Below are 14966 nucleotides of genomic sequence, written 5' to 3'. Positions count from 1 at the left end.
CTGCTCCCAAAAGACCCGGCGGTTTGACCAGACATGTTCCTGACCTTCGCCCATACCGTGACCGAGCGCTTCCTGCGCTACGTCACCATCGACACCCAATCCGATCCGAATTCCCCGGCCTCGCCATCGACCGAGAAGCAGAAGGACCTCGGCCGCGTCCTCGTCACCGAGCTGAAGGCCATTGGTATCGCCGATGCCCATCTCGACGATTACGGTTATGTCTACGCAACGATTCCCGCCAACACCGACAAGAAGGTGCCGGTGATCTGCTTCTGCTCGCACATGGACACCTCGCCCGACGTCACGGGCAAGGATGTGAAGCCGCAAGTCGTGAAGAACTATCGCGGCGGCGACATCACCTTGCCGGGCGATACGACCCAGGTGATCCGCTTTGCCGAGCACCCCGCGCTGAAGAACCAGATCGGCAACGACATCATCACCACCGACGGCACCACGCTGCTCGGGGCCGACAACAAGGCCGGCGTCGCCGAGATCATGGATGCCGCGCATTTCTTCATCAACAACCCGGATGTGAAGCACGGCACCATCAAGATCCTGTTCACGCCGGATGAAGAGATCGGCCGCGGTGTCGACAATGTCGACATCAAGAAGTTGGGGTCCGATTTCGGCTACACCATGGACGGCGAAAGCGCGGGCAGTGTCGAGGACGAGACGTTCTCTGCCGACGGCGCCACCATTACCATCACCGGCGTCAGCGCCCATCCCGGCTATGCCAAGGGCAAGATGGAGCACGCGATTAAGATTGCGGCGGCCATCGTCGAGCGGCTGCCCAAGGAAGGCTGCTCGCCGGAGACGACGTCGGGCAAGCAGGGTTTCCTGCATCCGGTCGGCATCGAAGGCGCGCTGGAACAGGCGACCCTCTCCTTCATCGTGCGCGACTTCACCGAGGAAGGATTGAAGGAGAAGGAGATCCTGCTCGAGACCATCGTCAAGGATGTGATGAAGGATTATCCGCGCTCGACCTACAAGTTCGAGGTCCGCGAGCAGTACCGCAACATGAAACAGGTGATCGACCGTCACCCGCACATCCTCGAATACGCGATCGAGGCGATCCGCTGCGCCGGCTTGCGTCCGATGCGGACCGCGATCCGCGGCGGCACCGACGGCTCGCGCCTCTCCTTCATGGGCCTGCCCTGCCCCAACATCTTTGCCGGCGAGCACGCCTTTCATTCGCGTCTGGAATGGGTCAGCCGGCAGGACATGGAGAAGGCGGTCCAGACCATCGTGCATCTGGCGATGATCTGGGAGGAGAAGGCGTAAGGCGTGACATCGCGTTCCCCCACGTAACAATGTTGCGGGTCGACATTGTTGCAGTAGCCATGGTACCCGCAGTCAGACTGGGGAACTTGAGTCATCTCGTGATCGCGACCTACCGAGTCTATCGCTTCAGCCACCTGCGCAACTGGCGCGGGCTCGTGGCTGTGCTCGTTGCGGTGATGCACCTGCTGTCGGGTGCGCTGCATGGCGTGCACGATATCGACGTGACCAGCCCCGCAGGCGGCTCGGAGATCGCCTCGATCGTCGACAACGGTTCCATCGGCCATGGCGATCACAAGGCACTCGGCGGCCATCACTGCCACGGCTGCTTCTCCGTCGCCGTGGCGCAGCTGATGCAGGCGGAAGCAGCAGCCGACTTCGTTGCCGCACCGGTTCCGCAGCGCGCGCCTGCGCTTATCGGCATTGCGCCTGACACCGAATCCCCGCCCCCCAAACATCTGACCTGAACTGACCAGCCGGGCGCCGCGTGCGCCCACGATGCTTTTGTTCACAGGTCACCTTCATGTCTTGCAGACGGACTGCTGCGCACCTTTCGTGCGCGATGGCGATTTTCGTCAGCCCCTGGCTGACGCAGCACGCCCACGCCCAGACCCTGACGATGCGCGCGGCGCTGACGCGCGCGCTGGCCGCGAGCCCGCGCCTGACGGCGGCGGAGCGCGACATCGGCGTCGCCACGGGCCAGCGCACCCAGGCGGGCGCCCTGCTCAATCCCGAATTGTCCTATGAGCAGGACAATTCGTTCGGCTCGGGCATCTATCGCGGCACCAGATCGGCCGAGACCACGCTCCAGATCAGCCAGGCTTTTGAGCTGTTCGGCAAGCGCGACGCGCGGATCGCAGCGGGCGCGGCCGGCATCGAGGTCGCCGCAATCCAGCGCAAAGCAATCAGGCTCGAGGTACTGTCGGAGACCGCGATCGCCTTCCTCAGCGTGCTCGGCGCGCAGCGCCGCATCCAGATCCTCGACGAGCAGATTGCCGCGATCGATCGCCTGACGCCGCTGCTCCGCCGCCGTGTCGAGGCCGGCGCCTCTTCGCCGGCAGAGACCGGCCGCGCCGAGGTCGCCTCGGCGCTGGTGAAGGCCGATCGCGAGCGCTTCAAGGCGACGCTGGCGAGCGCCCGGCGCGAGCTCGCGGTGCTGATGGGCGATCCCGTGGCGAAATTCGGCGAGGTCTCCGGCCGGCTCGACACCATGGGACGGCCGCCAACGTTCCAGTCTGTCGTCGCCGCCATCGACGCCAATCCGCAGCTGGTGCGCTGGACCGCAGTGTATGCGCAGCGCAATGCCGAGCTGCTGATGGCGCGGCTCAGGCCCTATCCCGACGTGCGGATCGCGGCCGGCTGGCGCCATTTCAACGAGACCAATGACGATGCGGCGCGCCTCACCGTCTCGGTGCCGATCCCCGTGTTCGACCAGAACCAGGGCAACATCCTCTCCGCCCAGGAAAGCCTGGCCAAGACCAAGGCCGAGCGCGAGGCCAACCGCAACACGCTGATCGTGATCGCCGGCCGCGCCTACGACTCGCTCCAGGGCTCCTTGCGCGAGCTCGCGGTGCTGCGCGAGACTGCGATCCCCAAGGCCACCGAGGCCTCGGAAGCGATCTCGCAGGGCTACGGCCAGGGCCGCTTCACCCTGCTGGAGGTGCTCGATGCCCAAGCCAGCGTCGCCCAGGCGCGGCTTCGCGAGCAGGAGGCGCTGCAGAACTTCCATGCCGGCGTTGCCACCATCGAAGGCCTCGTCGGCAATCCGTTTGCGCTGGCGCGGGAGAGCGCGCGATGAAGACGTCCTCCACCGTCCTCATCGCCATCCTTGCCGCCACGCTCGGCGCCTACGGCTATTCCCTGCTCGCCCCGGCCAGGGTCGCGCCCGCCGCGCATACCGAAGAGAAGAAGCCGGAGAGGCAGAACGATCATGTCGAGCAGGATGAGCATGGCGCCGACCGCATCCGCATCTCCGACGTCAAGCTCGCCGCTGCCGGCGTGACGCTCGCGGAAGCCGCGAGCGCCACGCTGACCGATACGCTGTCCTTCAACGGCATCTTGCGCGCCAACCAGGAGGCCGTGGTGCAGGTCACCCCGCGCTTTCCGGGCCTCGCCAAATCGATCCAGAAGCGGATCGGCGACAAGGTCGGCAAGGACGATCTGCTCGCCAGCATCGAGAGCAACCAGAGCCTGACCGTCTACGAGCTCAAGGCGCCGATCGCCGGCACCGTCATCGAGCGGCAGATTTCGCTCGGCGAATACGTCTCCGAGCAGAAGCCGGCCTTCGTCGTCGCCGACCTCGCGACCATCTGGGTCGATCTGTCGATCTACCGGCAGGACCTCCGGCGCGTCCGCCTCAACGACGAGGTGCTGATCGATCCCGACGACGCCCGCGGCGAGATCAAGGGCAGTATCTCCTACATGGCGCCGATCGGAAGCAGCGAGACCCAGACCGCGCTGGCGCGCGTGGTGCTGCCGAACCCGGAGGGCCGGCTTCGCCCCGGCCTGTTCGTCACGGCGCGGCTGATCCTCGCCGCCCGCAATGTCGCGGTTGCCGTGCGCCGCAGTGCGATCCAGACGCTGGAGAACCGAACCATCGTGTTCGTCCGCGAGGACAGCGACAAGATCGAGGCGCGCCCGGTGGAGCTTGGAGATTCCGATCTGCAATTCGTGGAAATCCGCGCCGGCCTCATACCCGGCGAGCACTACGTCGCCGAAAACAGCTTCGTCGTGAAGGCGGAGATGGGCAAGGGAGACGCCGATCATGATTGACGCCTTCCTCGGCTTCTCCATTCGTCAACGATGGCTCGTGGTCCTGTTCGCGCTGGCAGTCGGCGCCTTCGGCGCCTGGAATTTCACGCGCCTGCCGATCGACGCCGTCCCTGACGTCACCAACGTCCAGGTCCAGATCAACACGCGCGCGCCGGGCCTGTCGCCGCTCGAAGCCGAGCAGCGCATCACCTTCCCGATCGAGACCGCGATGGGCGGGCTGCCCAAGCTCGATTACACCCGCTCGATCTCGCGCTATGGCCTGAGCCAGGTCACCGTCGTATTCCAGGACGGCACCGACATCTATTTCGCCCGGCAGCTCGTCAACGAACGCATCCAGCAGGCGAAGGACCAGCTTCCTGTAGGCACCGAGCTCGCGATGGGGCCGATCTCGACCGGCCTTGGCGAGATCTACGTCTACTCCGTCGAGGCAAAGGCCGGCGCAAAATCGCCCACTGGCGCCGAGTTCACGCCGACCGAGCTGCGCACCATCCAGGACTGGATCATCAAGCCGCAGCTGCGCACCATTCCCGGCGTGATCGAGGTCAACTCGATCGGCGGCTATGAGCGGCAATTCCACGTGCTGCCGATCCCCGGCCGGCTGATGGCCTACAAGCTCGGCTTCCGCGACATCATGACGGCGCTGGCCGCCAACAATGCCAATGTCGGCGCTGGCTATATCGAGCGCAATGGCGAGCAATATCTCGTCCGCGCGCCCGGCCAGGTCGCCGATATCGAAGACATCAGCGACATCGTGATCGGCTCGCGCGGCGGCGTACCGGTCCGCATCCGCGACGTCGCCGACGTCCAGGAAGGCCAGGACCTGCGCAGTGGCGCGGCCTCGGCCAACGGCACGGAGACGGTGCTCGGCACAGCCATGCTGCTGATCGGCGAGAACAGCCGCACGGTGGCGCAACGCGTGAAGGCCCGGCTCGCGGAGATCGCGAAATCGCTGCCCGATGGCGTGATTGCGCGCGCCGTCTATGACCGCACACATCTGGTCGAAGCGACCATCCAGACCGTCGAGAAGAATCTCGTCGAGGGCGCGGCGCTGGTGATCGCGGTGCTGTTCCTGATCCTCGGCAACATCCGCGCTGCGCTGGTCACCGCCTGCGTCATCCCGCTCTCGATGCTGTTCACGATCACGGGAATGGTCGAGAGCAAGGTCAGCGCCAATCTGATGAGTCTGGGCGCAATCGACTTCGGCATCATCGTCGACGGCGCGGTCATCATCGTCGAGAACTGCCTGCGGTTGCTCGCCGCCGGGCAGCACCGGCGCGGACGGCTGCTGACGCTGGACGAACGCCTCCAGACCATCCGCGACGGCAGCAGCGAGGTCATCAAGCCAAGCCTGTTCGGCACGCTGATCATCGCCGTGGTTTATTTGCCGGTCCTGACCCTGACGGGGACCGAGGGCAAGATGTTCACGCCGATGGCGCTGACCGTGCTGATGGCGCTCGCGGGTGCGGCGCTGCTGTCGGTCACCTTCGTCCCGGCTGCGGTGGCGATTGTCGTCACCGGCAAGGTCTCGGAGAAGGAGAACGTCTTCATGCGGGCGGCCACGCGGATCTATGTGCCGCTGCTCGAGCGCGCCATCCGTTACCGCGGCAGCGTCGCGTTCGCTGCCGTGCTGATCGTCGCCGGCAGCATCCTTGCCGCGACACGCATGGGCGGCGAGTTCATTCCGAGCCTGGATGAAGGCGACATCACCATCGAGACCATCCGGATTCCCGGCACCAGCCTGACCCAGAGCGTCGACATGCAGCTCCGGCTTGAGAAGGCAGTCAAGCAGGTTCCGGAGGTCGCGACCATCTTCTCCAAGGTCGGCACCGCCGAGATCGCCAACGATCCGATGCCGCCGAACGTCGCCGACACCTATGTCACGCTGAGGCCGCGCGAGGAATGGCCCGATCCCGCCAAGCCGAAGAATGAGGTGATCGAAGAGATCGAGCGCGCCGCCAACACCCTGCCCGGTAGCGCCTATGGCATGACCCAGCCGATCCAGATGCGCTTCAACGAGCTCATCGCCGGCATCCGCAGCGACGTCGGCGTGAAAATCTTCGGCGACGATCTCGACGTGCTCGCCGGTATCGCCCAGCAGGTCAACGGCGTGGTCCGCGCCATTGAGGGCGCCGCCGACGTGAAGACCGAGCAGGTCGCGGGTCTGCCAATCCTCACTGTCAGGCTCGACCGCCAGGCGCTGTCGCGCTACGGCCTCAGTCTCGGCGAGGTGCAGAACCTGGTCGAGATCGCGATCGGCGGCAAGCCGGTGGGCAAGCTGTTCGAGGGCGATCGCCGCTTCGACATCGTGGTGCGGCTGCCGGAAAGCCTGCGGGCCAACCCCGACACGATCAGGTCGCTGCCGATCCCGCTGCCGCCCGGCGAGGATGCAGCCGCGGTCACGAAGACCGCGTGGCCGGGGGCATCGGGCACGACACCCCGCTACGTCCCCCTGTCCTCGGTTGCGACAATCGAGATCGCGCCCGGCCCCAACCAGATCAGCCGCGAGAACGGCAAGCGCCGCGTGGTGGTCATGGCCAACGTTCGCGGGCGCGACCTGCGCTCCTTCGTCGCCGAGACCCAGGAGGCGGTGACCGAGAAGGTCAAGCTGCCGCCCGGCTACTGGATCGGCTGGGGCGGACAGTTCGAGCAGCTGGTCTCGGCGACCAAGCGGCTGACCATCGTCGTGCCAGTGGCGCTGCTGCTGGTGTTCCTGCTGCTGTTCATGGGCATGGGATCGGCGGCGGATGCAGCGCTTGTGTTCTCCGGCGTGCCGCTGGCACTGACGGGCGGCGTCGCCGCACTGTTGCTGCGCGGTATTCCCTTATCCATCAGCGCCGGCGTCGGCTTTATCGCGCTGTCGGGCGTCGCTGTGCTCAACGGCCTCGTCATCATCACCTTCATCGAGCGTCTGCGCAGCGAAGGACGCCCTATTGCGGACGCTGTCCGCGAGGGCGCGCTGACGCGGCTCCGCCCGGTGCTGATGACCGCGCTGGTCGCCTCCCTCGGCTTCGTGCCGATGGCGCTCGCCACCGGCGCCGGCGCCGAGGTGCAGCGGCCGCTCGCGACCGTCGTGATCGGCGGCATCATCTCCTCGACGGTGCTGACATTGCTCGTGCTGCCGGCACTCTATGTACTGTTCCGGCGTGACGGCGCGGGCGAAACGCCTACAATGGCGCCTGATTTGGCGGTTTCCGGGGAGCGCTAGGTTTGAGCAGTCACGACCATCACGGTCATCGCCACCACGGCCACGCTCATGATCATGGCCATGACCACGGCCATTCGCACGGTCACGGGCATGTCCATGCGCCCGCCGATTTCGGCAAGGCGTTCGCGATCGGCATTACGCTCAACACCGCGCTGGTCGTGGCCGAAGCGGTTTACGGCTATCTCGGCAATTCCACCGCGCTGCTCGCGGACGCCGGCCATAATCTGTCCGACGTGCTCGGCCTGGTCGTGGCCTGGGGCGCCTCGATCGCGGCGCGGCGCGCGCCGAGCGGCCGCTTCACTTATGGCTTTCGTGCCTCCACCATTCTGGCGGCGCTGGCGAATGCGGTGTTCCTGCTGGTCGCAACCGGCGCGATCGGCTGGGAGGCGATCTTGCGGCTGCGCGAGCCCGAGCCGGTCGCGGGCGTCACCGTGATGGTGGTCGCCGGCATCGGCATCCTCATCAACGGCTTTACCGCCATGCTGTTCGCACGCGGACGCAAGGACGACATCAACATCGAAGGTGCATACTTGCACATGGCGGCCGACGCCGCAGTCTCGCTTGGTGTCGTCGTCTCGGCGGCGCTGATCATCTGGACGGGCTGGCTCTGGCTCGATCCCCTCACCAGCCTCGTCATCTGCGCCAGCATCCTCTGGGGCACGACCAACCTGCTCCGCGGCTCCATCGACATGTCGATGGCGGCAGCGCCCAGGGGCACCGACCTCGTCGCTATCAAGGCGTTCCTGCTGGCGCGGCCCGGCGTCTCAGGGATCCACGACCTCCACGTCTGGCCGATCTCCACCACCGAGACCGCGCTGACCTGCCATCTCGTGATGCCCGCAGGCAGCGCCGACGCGTTCCTGATGGAGACCGCGCAGCAGCTGAAGACCACCTTCCGCATCGGCCACACCACGCTCCAGGTCGAGACGCATCCGGACAATGGCTGCGCGCTGGCGCCGGATGATGTGGTGTGAGGGGAGTGCGGCCGCTCCAATCTACCCCGCCTTCGCCGTCACGATCCAGATCGCACCCTGCAGCGCCACGCTCTGCCCTTTCCGGAACGGCGCGAGCGTCTCGCGGATCGACACCTTGGCCGCAGCGTACGTCTCCGGCGGTTGGCCCTGCAATGCGCGGCTGGCGGGGCCGATCTGGAGCGCGCCGTCGACGGCGGCGTCGAGCCCACCGCCGATGGCGATGTCCATGGGAAGATTATGCGGCTCCATCGCCACGTCGATGAAGCCAGCACCTTTCAGGATGCGCGTCACGCGCTCCTCCGAGGCGAAGGCGAACGGGCCCGGCTCTTCCGGCCCGACCGGCGGCATCTTCGGCACGTGCTTGTAGACCGCCATCAGCGGCGCCATCATCCACGGATTTTCCTTCGGCTCGCGCCAGCAGGCAAATGCCAGCCGCCCCGACGGCTTCAGCCCACGGTGAAGGTTGGTGAAGGACGCAATTGGATCGGCAAAGAACATCACGCCGAAGCGCGATGCGAGCAGGTCAAAGCTCGCCGGCTGGAATGGATGCACCGTCGCATCGGCCAGCACGAAATCGAGCGGCAGCCCCTTCGGCGCAAACGCGCGCGCCTGCGACAGCATCGGTTCGGAGACATCGAGACCGAGCGCAAAGCCGTTTGGCGCCACAGCCTTCGCGAACGCAAAAGTCGTCGCACCCGAGCCGCAGCCGACATCGAGAACGCGCTCGCCCGGCTGCGGCTTGGCGCGGTCGATCAGCACGTCGGCAATGGGTCCAAGCACGCTCTCCTGCGCCGCGTGGCGATCGGCCCAGCGCTGGCCGCTCGGGCCGTTCCAATAGGCGATCTGGTCGGCGTTTTGCTCGTGTCCGCTTGGTTGCTGCATCGGAGCCTCTGTCACTCAGGTCAGGCGACATCTATCGCCCACCTGCCAAATCCAGTCTACTCCCTGAGCCGGCGCACCATATGCGATTGCCCTGCCTGAACCGGGGAGCACTTTCCGGCCTCTGCTCGCAGCAGCGCCCTCGTGTCGAGCTCAGGGCACGAGCCGGCGTTTGCGGCAGACATCACCGGCCCCGGCACAGCGCGTCTGTGCGCATTGCGGCCGCATTGGTTTCACCGAACGGCCACATCGGAATCAGATGCCAACCAGATTTCCTCGGTAGATTCGCAGCTCCTCAAACCAGAAAGGCAGACCATGCGCAGCTTCACGGCATCCGTCATCGTTGCAGTTCTCTCCCTCGGAACTCCGGCTCTGGTGCAGGCGCAGGGCGCGTCGTCGCAACCCGGCGCGGAACAGCCGTCCACTCAGTCCAGCACGGTGATCCGGAGCATACAGGTGGTGGACGTCAAGGAATTGCAGCCGGCGGTGCGCGCAAAGGTCGATGAACTCGTGGCGCAGACAAGCGAAAAAGACATTCAGTCGCTTCGGCAGTCCATCGACGCCACACCGCAGGCAGCCTCTGTCCTCAAGGCGAAGGGCTTGAGTTCGTCGCAAGTCGTCGCGATCAACATCGCCGACGGCGTCCTGACGATGTTCACCAAGACGGCCTGATGTCGGGCGGGAATTGCGCGGCGGCGGCACGCACGGTCGCCGCCTCTTCCGCCGGATGACGGATTCGCGCTGCGAAAGCGGATTGCCCTCCAGCAAGCCTTGCTGCAGGGCTGCTCGTGTCCAGCATGAACCCTGACTAGGTCGCAAATTGGAGCCAGTTTGCGGCGCGTTCGGCTCTTGCCTCGACACCGGCCGGGGCGCTAAAGAGGCCCACCCGGGCGGTTAGCTCAGCTGGTTAGAGCATCTCGTTTACACCGAGAGGGTCCGCGGTTCGAATCCGTGACCGCCCACCAGCCTTCGCCTGCTTCGCTGGCTATGGCTTGGCGAGCCAGCCGAGGCGCTCATTGGTGTGAGGCCGGCGCAGGCGGGCTTGTCGCAACCACAGCTCAATCTTTCGGCCTCCCCGGCAGCAGCGGCACCGCGCCGATCCAGACCACGGCCGACTGACACCAGATCTGCCTGACGGGCCGCAATTGGTCGCGCTGGCGGATCGAGCCCCAGCGGATGCCCCAATCGTCGGCCTGGTCGCCCTCGCCGCTGGTGAACAGCGGGGAACCGCAGTCGCCACAGAAGTGCTGGAGGCGCATCCGGCCGTTGTCGCCGCGCTTGCCGTAGATCTTTGGCGAGCCGCCGGTGAGCTTGACGTCGGCGGCGGCGCAGATCGCAGTCACCCGGAACGGCGATCCCGTTAGCGTCTGGCAGTCGCGGCAGTGACAGACCGAGACCGCCTCAGGGTCGATCTCGGCCTCATAGGTGATCTTGCCGCAATGGCATTGCCCATCGACCTGCATTGCATCCCTTCCCCAAAAACAAAAACGGCGCCCGAAGGCGCCGTTTTATCATCTTTTCGAATTGCGATCTCAGTGAGCGGTCAGGCCGCCGGCGGCCTCGTCGCCGTCGGGCTTCACCGTCACCTTGGTGTCCTCTTCCCAGACGATCGGCATCGGCTTCTTCACCAGCGCCTTGGCGACGACGTCGTCCAGACGCGAGACCGGGATGATCTCCATGCCGCCCTTGATCGCATCGGAAATCTCCGTGAGATCCTTGGCGTTGTCCTCGGGGATCAACACCGTCTTGATGCCGCCGCGGGCAGCGGCGAGCAGCTTCTCCTTCAGACCGCCGATCGGCAGCACGCGGCCGCGCAGCGTGATCTCGCCGGTCATCGCGACATCGTGGCGGACCGGAATGCCGGTCATGACCGAGATGATCGCGGTCGCCATCGCCACGCCCGCCGACGGACCGTCCTTCGGCGTCGCGCCTTCCGGCACGTGCACGTGGATGTCGCGCCGGTCGAACAGCGGCGGCTCGATGCCGTAAACGATCGCGCGAGAGCGGACGTAGGACGCCGCCGCCGAGATCGATTCCTTCATGACGTCGCGCAGATTGCCCGTCACCGTCATCTTGCCCTTGCCGGGCATCATGACGCCTTCGATGGTCAAGAGCTCGCCGCCGACATCGGTCCAGGCAAGGCCGGTGACGATACCGACCTGCGGCTCGCTCTCGATCTCGCCGAAGCGGTATTTCGGCACACCCAGAAGCTCTTCGAGAGTCTTCTCGGTGACCTTGACCGACTTCTTCTTGGAGATCATCAGCTCCTTCACCGCCTTGCGGGCGAGTGTGGAGAGCTCACGCTCCAGGTTACGCACGCCCGCTTCGCGGGTGTAGCGGCGGATCAGAAGCAGCAGCGCCTCGTCGTCGATCGAGAACTCCTTGGAGTCCAGGCCGTGCTTGGACACCGCGGTCGGGATCAGGTGCTTGCGCGCGATCTCGACCTTCTCGTTCTCGGTGTAGCCGGCGATCCGGATGATCTCCATGCGGTCCATCAGCGGGCCCGGAATATTGAGCGTATTCGCGGTCGTGATGAACATGACGTTCGACAGATCGTAGTCGACCTCGAGATAGTGGTCGTTGAAGGTCGCGTTCTGCTCGGGATCGAGGACCTCGAGCAGCGCCGAGGACGGATCGCCGCGGAAATCGGCGCCCATCTTGTCGATCTCGTCCAGCAGGAACAGCGGATTGGACGACTTCGCCTTCCGCATCGACTGGATGATCTTGCCGGGCATCGAGCCGATATAGGTGCGGCGGTGACCGCGGATCTCGGCCTCGTCGCGCACGCCGCCGAGCGAGACGCGCACGAACTCGCGCCCTGTCGCCTTCGCGATCGACTTGCCGAGCGAAGTCTTGCCGACGCCGGGAGGTCCGACGAGGCACAGGATCGGGCCCGTCAGCTTGTTGGCGCGCGACTGCACCGCGAGATACTCGACGATACGGTCCTTGACCTTTTCGAGCCCGTAGTGATCGGCGTCCAGAACCGTCTGCGCGGCTTCCAGATCCTTCTTCACCTTGGACTTCTTGTTCCACGGGATCGACAGCAGCCAATCCAGATAGTTGCGCACGACAGTCGCTTCCGCGGACATCGGCGACATCTGGCGCAGCTTCTTCAACTCATGCTGCGCCTTCTCACGCGCTTCCTTGGAGAGCTTGGTCTTGGATATCTTCTCTTCGAGGTCGGCGAGCTCGTCGCGACCGTCGTCGTCGCCGAGCTCCTTCTGGATCGCCTTCATCTGCTCGTTGAGATAATACTCGCGCTGGGTTTTCTCCATCTGGCGCTTGACGCGCGAGCGGATGCGTTTCTCGACCTGCAGCACCGAGATCTCGCTCTCCATCAGGCCCAGCACCTTCTCCAGGCGCGTGGTGACGGACAGCGTCTCCAGGATGCCCTGGCGATCTGCGATCTTGACCGCGAGATGCGAGGCAACTGTGTCGGCGAGCTTGGCGAAATCGGTGATCGCCTGCACGACGCCGACGACCTCGGCCGAGATCTTCTTGTTGAGCTTCACATAGCTCTCGAAGTCGGACACGACCGAGCGCGAGAGAGCTTCGGCTTCGACCGACTTCGCGTCGGTGTCGGCGAGCGCAATTGCGGTGGCCTCATAATAATCGGCGCGATCGGTGTACTTCTGCACGCGTGCACGCTCGAGCCCTTCGACCAGCACCTTCACGGTGCCGTCCGGAAGCTTCAAGAGCTGCAGCACGCTTGCAAGCGTACCGGTCTCGTAAATGGCATCGGGCGCCGGATCATCGTCGGACGCGTTCTTCTGCGTCGCGAGCATGATCAGCGCGTCGTTCTTCATCACCTCTTCGAGTGCGCGGATCGACTTCTCGCGACCGACGAAGAGCGGAACGATCATGTGCGGGAAGACCACGATATCGCGCAGCGGCAACACGGGATAAGCGTGCGTCTCGCCATGGATGATGGTTGGCCGGGGTTTTGGATTGGTCATGGCCTTTTCCTTTTGCTTTGCCCCCTTGCACGCAGCCCGCTTCTCTCATGCGCAACCGCCACAAGGTGCCGAGGTGATCCACAAACCGGTCTACCATTTGAAGGTTGGACCGGGCTTGCCGGATCGGAACTGAGGCGAATCTTGAACAGAATTTTCGCTCGCCGCCGACATAAGGTGGCTATCGACCGGGGGGGTGTCAAGTCATCGAAAAACGCGCGCCATCAGGCGCTTACGCACGCAGGTAAGCGACGCAATTCCGGCTGCGGAGTACATTTCCGCAGCCGTTAGCATGAAAGACGTTTGGAGCGTTCCAGCGCCGCAAAATCAGGCGCTGGCGTTCTCGACGGCGCGATCGGACCGATCGGCGTAGATGTAGAGCGGACGCGCCGTTCCTTCCACGACTTCGCGGGAAATCACGACTTCTTCCACACCTTCCAGGCCCGGCAGGTCGAACATGGTCTCGAGCAGGATCGCTTCGAGGATCGAACGCAGACCACGCGCGCCGGTCTTGCGCTCGATCGCCCTACGGGCAACCGCGCCAAGCGCCTCGTCGGCGAAGGTCAGCTCGATATTCTCCATCTCGAACAGCCGCTGGTACTGCTTCACGAGCGCGTTCTTCGGCTCGGTCAGGATCTTCTTCAGCGAAACCTCGTCCAGATCCTCCAGCGTCGCGACGACCGGCAGACGGCCGACGAACTCGGGGATGAGGCCGTACTTCAGGAGATCCTCAGGCTCGACGTGACGGAATATCTCGCCGGTCCGGCGGTCTTCCGGCGCCATCACCTGGGCAGCGAAACCGATCGAAGTCGACCGTCCCCGCGCCGAGATGATCTTCTCGAGGCCGGCGAACGCACCGCCGCAGATGAACAGGATGTTGGTGGTATCCACCTGTAGGAATTCCTGCTGGGGATGCTTGCGGCCGCCCTGCGGCGGAACCGAAGCGACCGTGCCTTCCATGATCTTCAACAGCGCCTGCTGCACGCCCTCACCCGACACGTCGCGCGTGATCGAGGGATTGTCGGACTTGCGGCTGATCTTGTCGATTTCGTCGATGTAGACGATGCCGCGCTGGGCACGCTCGACGTTGTAGTCGGCGGACTGGAGCAGCTTCAGGATGATGTTCTCAACGTCCTCACCGACATAGCCGGCTTCGGTCAGCGTCGTCGCGTCCGCCATCGTGAACGGCACGTCCAGAATGCGGGCGAGCGTCTGCGCAAGCAGCGTCTTGCCCGAACCGGTCGGACCGATCAGCAGGATGTTCGACTTCGCGAGCTCGACGTCGTTGTGCTTGGTCTGGTGGTTGAGGCGCTTGTAGTGGTTGTGCACCGCGACCGACAGGACCTTCTTCGCATGGCTCTGGCCGATGACGTAATCGTCCAGGACCTTGCAGATTTCCTTCGGCGTCGGAATGCCGTCCCGCGACTTGACCAGCGAGGACTTGTTCTCCTCGCGGATGATGTCCATGCAAAGCTCGACGCACTCGTCGCAAATGAAGACCGTGGGACCCGCGATCAGTTTGCGGACTTCGTGCTGGCTCTTGCCGCAGAACGAGCAATATAGCGTGTTCTTGGAGTCGCTCGTGCCGACCTTACTCATTCATGTCTCCGTCCGCGGTTCGATCCCGTCCGCTCGATCGTCCCATCCCGAAACGTTCGCGGGTAAGGGACTCAAATAGAGCAAATTCCGTACCAAAAAAGACCCTACGCGTTACATACCGTGCGAATCACGGTCAATCGATTCTCCGCGATCATAGCCGATCATTCGTAGCCAACCATGCTGTCACCCGACTATCAAGAATTCGCTAATCGAGGGGTCGCCGACAACCCGTGACAATACCGTGATTTCACGTCTTGGCACGGGCGAAGTGACCGAAATCACCCCGGCGTTGCTGGATTACCACGA

General features: G+C 64.6%; 11 protein-coding genes and 1 tRNA gene. 8 read left to right on the top strand and 4 right to left on the bottom strand.

The window, feature by feature from the left end:
- Positions 1-33 precede the first annotated feature (33 nt).
- From pepT to FXB38_RS25025, 6 genes are all read left to right on the top strand, one after another.
- Positions 34-1281 carry a peptidase T gene (gene pepT / locus FXB38_RS25055; RefSeq protein ID WP_148753614.1) on the top strand — a complete coding sequence of 416 codons (1248 nt, stop codon included), beginning with the start codon at positions 34-36 and terminating at the stop codon, positions 1279-1281.
- A gap of 176 nt (positions 1282-1457) precedes the next feature.
- Positions 1458-1745 carry a hypothetical protein gene (locus FXB38_RS25050; RefSeq protein ID WP_246230147.1) on the top strand — a complete coding sequence of 96 codons (288 nt, stop codon included), beginning with the start codon at positions 1458-1460 and terminating at the stop codon, positions 1743-1745.
- 56 nt (positions 1746-1801) lie between these two features.
- Positions 1802-3076: a divalent metal ion exporter subunit IhpA gene (gene ihpA / locus FXB38_RS25045; protein ID WP_148753612.1), complete on the top strand. Its 1275-nt coding sequence runs from the start codon at positions 1802-1804 to the stop codon at positions 3074-3076.
- A complete protein-coding gene (ihpB, locus tag FXB38_RS25040) occupies positions 3073-4050 on the top strand; it encodes a divalent metal ion exporter adaptor subunit IhpB (RefSeq protein WP_148753611.1) in 978 nt (325 codons plus the stop codon). Before ihpA ends, ihpB begins: the two co-directional genes overlap by 4 nt.
- Positions 4043-7255 carry a divalent metal ion exporter subunit IhpC gene (gene ihpC / locus FXB38_RS25035; protein ID WP_148753610.1) on the top strand — a complete coding sequence of 1071 codons (3213 nt, stop codon included), beginning with the start codon at positions 4043-4045 and terminating at the stop codon, positions 7253-7255. The genes ihpB and ihpC overlap by 8 nt, the downstream gene beginning before the upstream one ends.
- A 2-nt stretch (positions 7256-7257) precedes the next feature.
- Positions 7258-8229 carry a cation diffusion facilitator family transporter gene (locus tag FXB38_RS25025; protein ID WP_187435128.1) on the top strand — a complete coding sequence of 324 codons (972 nt, stop codon included), beginning with the start codon at positions 7258-7260 and terminating at the stop codon, positions 8227-8229.
- 21 nt (positions 8230-8250) lie between these two features.
- On the opposite strand, the gene FXB38_RS25020 is transcribed toward FXB38_RS25025, so the two are convergent.
- The gene (locus tag FXB38_RS25020; RefSeq protein ID WP_148753609.1) at positions 8251-9111 is read right to left on the bottom strand and encodes a class I SAM-dependent methyltransferase; all 861 of its coding nucleotides are present in this window, start codon (positions 9109-9111) and stop codon (positions 8251-8253) included.
- 312 nt (positions 9112-9423) lie between these two features.
- On the opposite strand from FXB38_RS25020, the gene FXB38_RS25015 reads away from it, so the two are divergent.
- Both FXB38_RS25015 and FXB38_RS25010 read left to right on the top strand, forming a co-directional pair.
- Entirely contained in the window at positions 9424-9780 is a 357-nt protein-coding gene (locus FXB38_RS25015; protein ID WP_148753608.1) for a hypothetical protein, read from the top strand.
- 216 nt (positions 9781-9996) lie between these two features.
- Positions 9997-10073 (top strand) — tRNA-Val (locus FXB38_RS25010).
- A 93-nt stretch (positions 10074-10166) separates the two neighbouring features.
- Here the strand turns inward: FXB38_RS25010 and FXB38_RS25005 are convergent.
- The 3 genes from FXB38_RS25005 to clpX form a co-directional block, all read right to left on the bottom strand.
- Positions 10167-10571: a GFA family protein gene (locus FXB38_RS25005; RefSeq protein ID WP_148753607.1), complete on the bottom strand. Its 405-nt coding sequence runs from the start codon at positions 10569-10571 to the stop codon at positions 10167-10169.
- A 69-nt stretch (positions 10572-10640) separates the two neighbouring features.
- Positions 10641-13064 carry an endopeptidase La gene (gene lon / locus FXB38_RS25000; RefSeq protein ID WP_148753606.1) on the bottom strand — a complete coding sequence of 808 codons (2424 nt, stop codon included), beginning with the start codon at positions 13062-13064 and terminating at the stop codon, positions 10641-10643.
- A 324-nt stretch (positions 13065-13388) separates the two neighbouring features.
- On the bottom strand, positions 13389-14660 hold the full coding sequence (clpX, locus tag FXB38_RS24995) for an ATP-dependent Clp protease ATP-binding subunit ClpX (protein ID WP_148753605.1): 1272 nt from the start codon (positions 14658-14660) through the stop codon (positions 13389-13391).
- Between the last annotated feature and the right edge of the window lie 306 nt (positions 14661-14966).

It is taken from the genome of Bradyrhizobium cytisi (assembly GCF_008123515.1).
GTDB lineage: Bacteria > Pseudomonadota > Alphaproteobacteria > Rhizobiales > Xanthobacteraceae > Bradyrhizobium > Bradyrhizobium cytisi.
The sequence above is the reverse complement of the archived record's forward strand: the minus strand, read 5'-3'. Positions and strand labels throughout refer to the sequence as shown.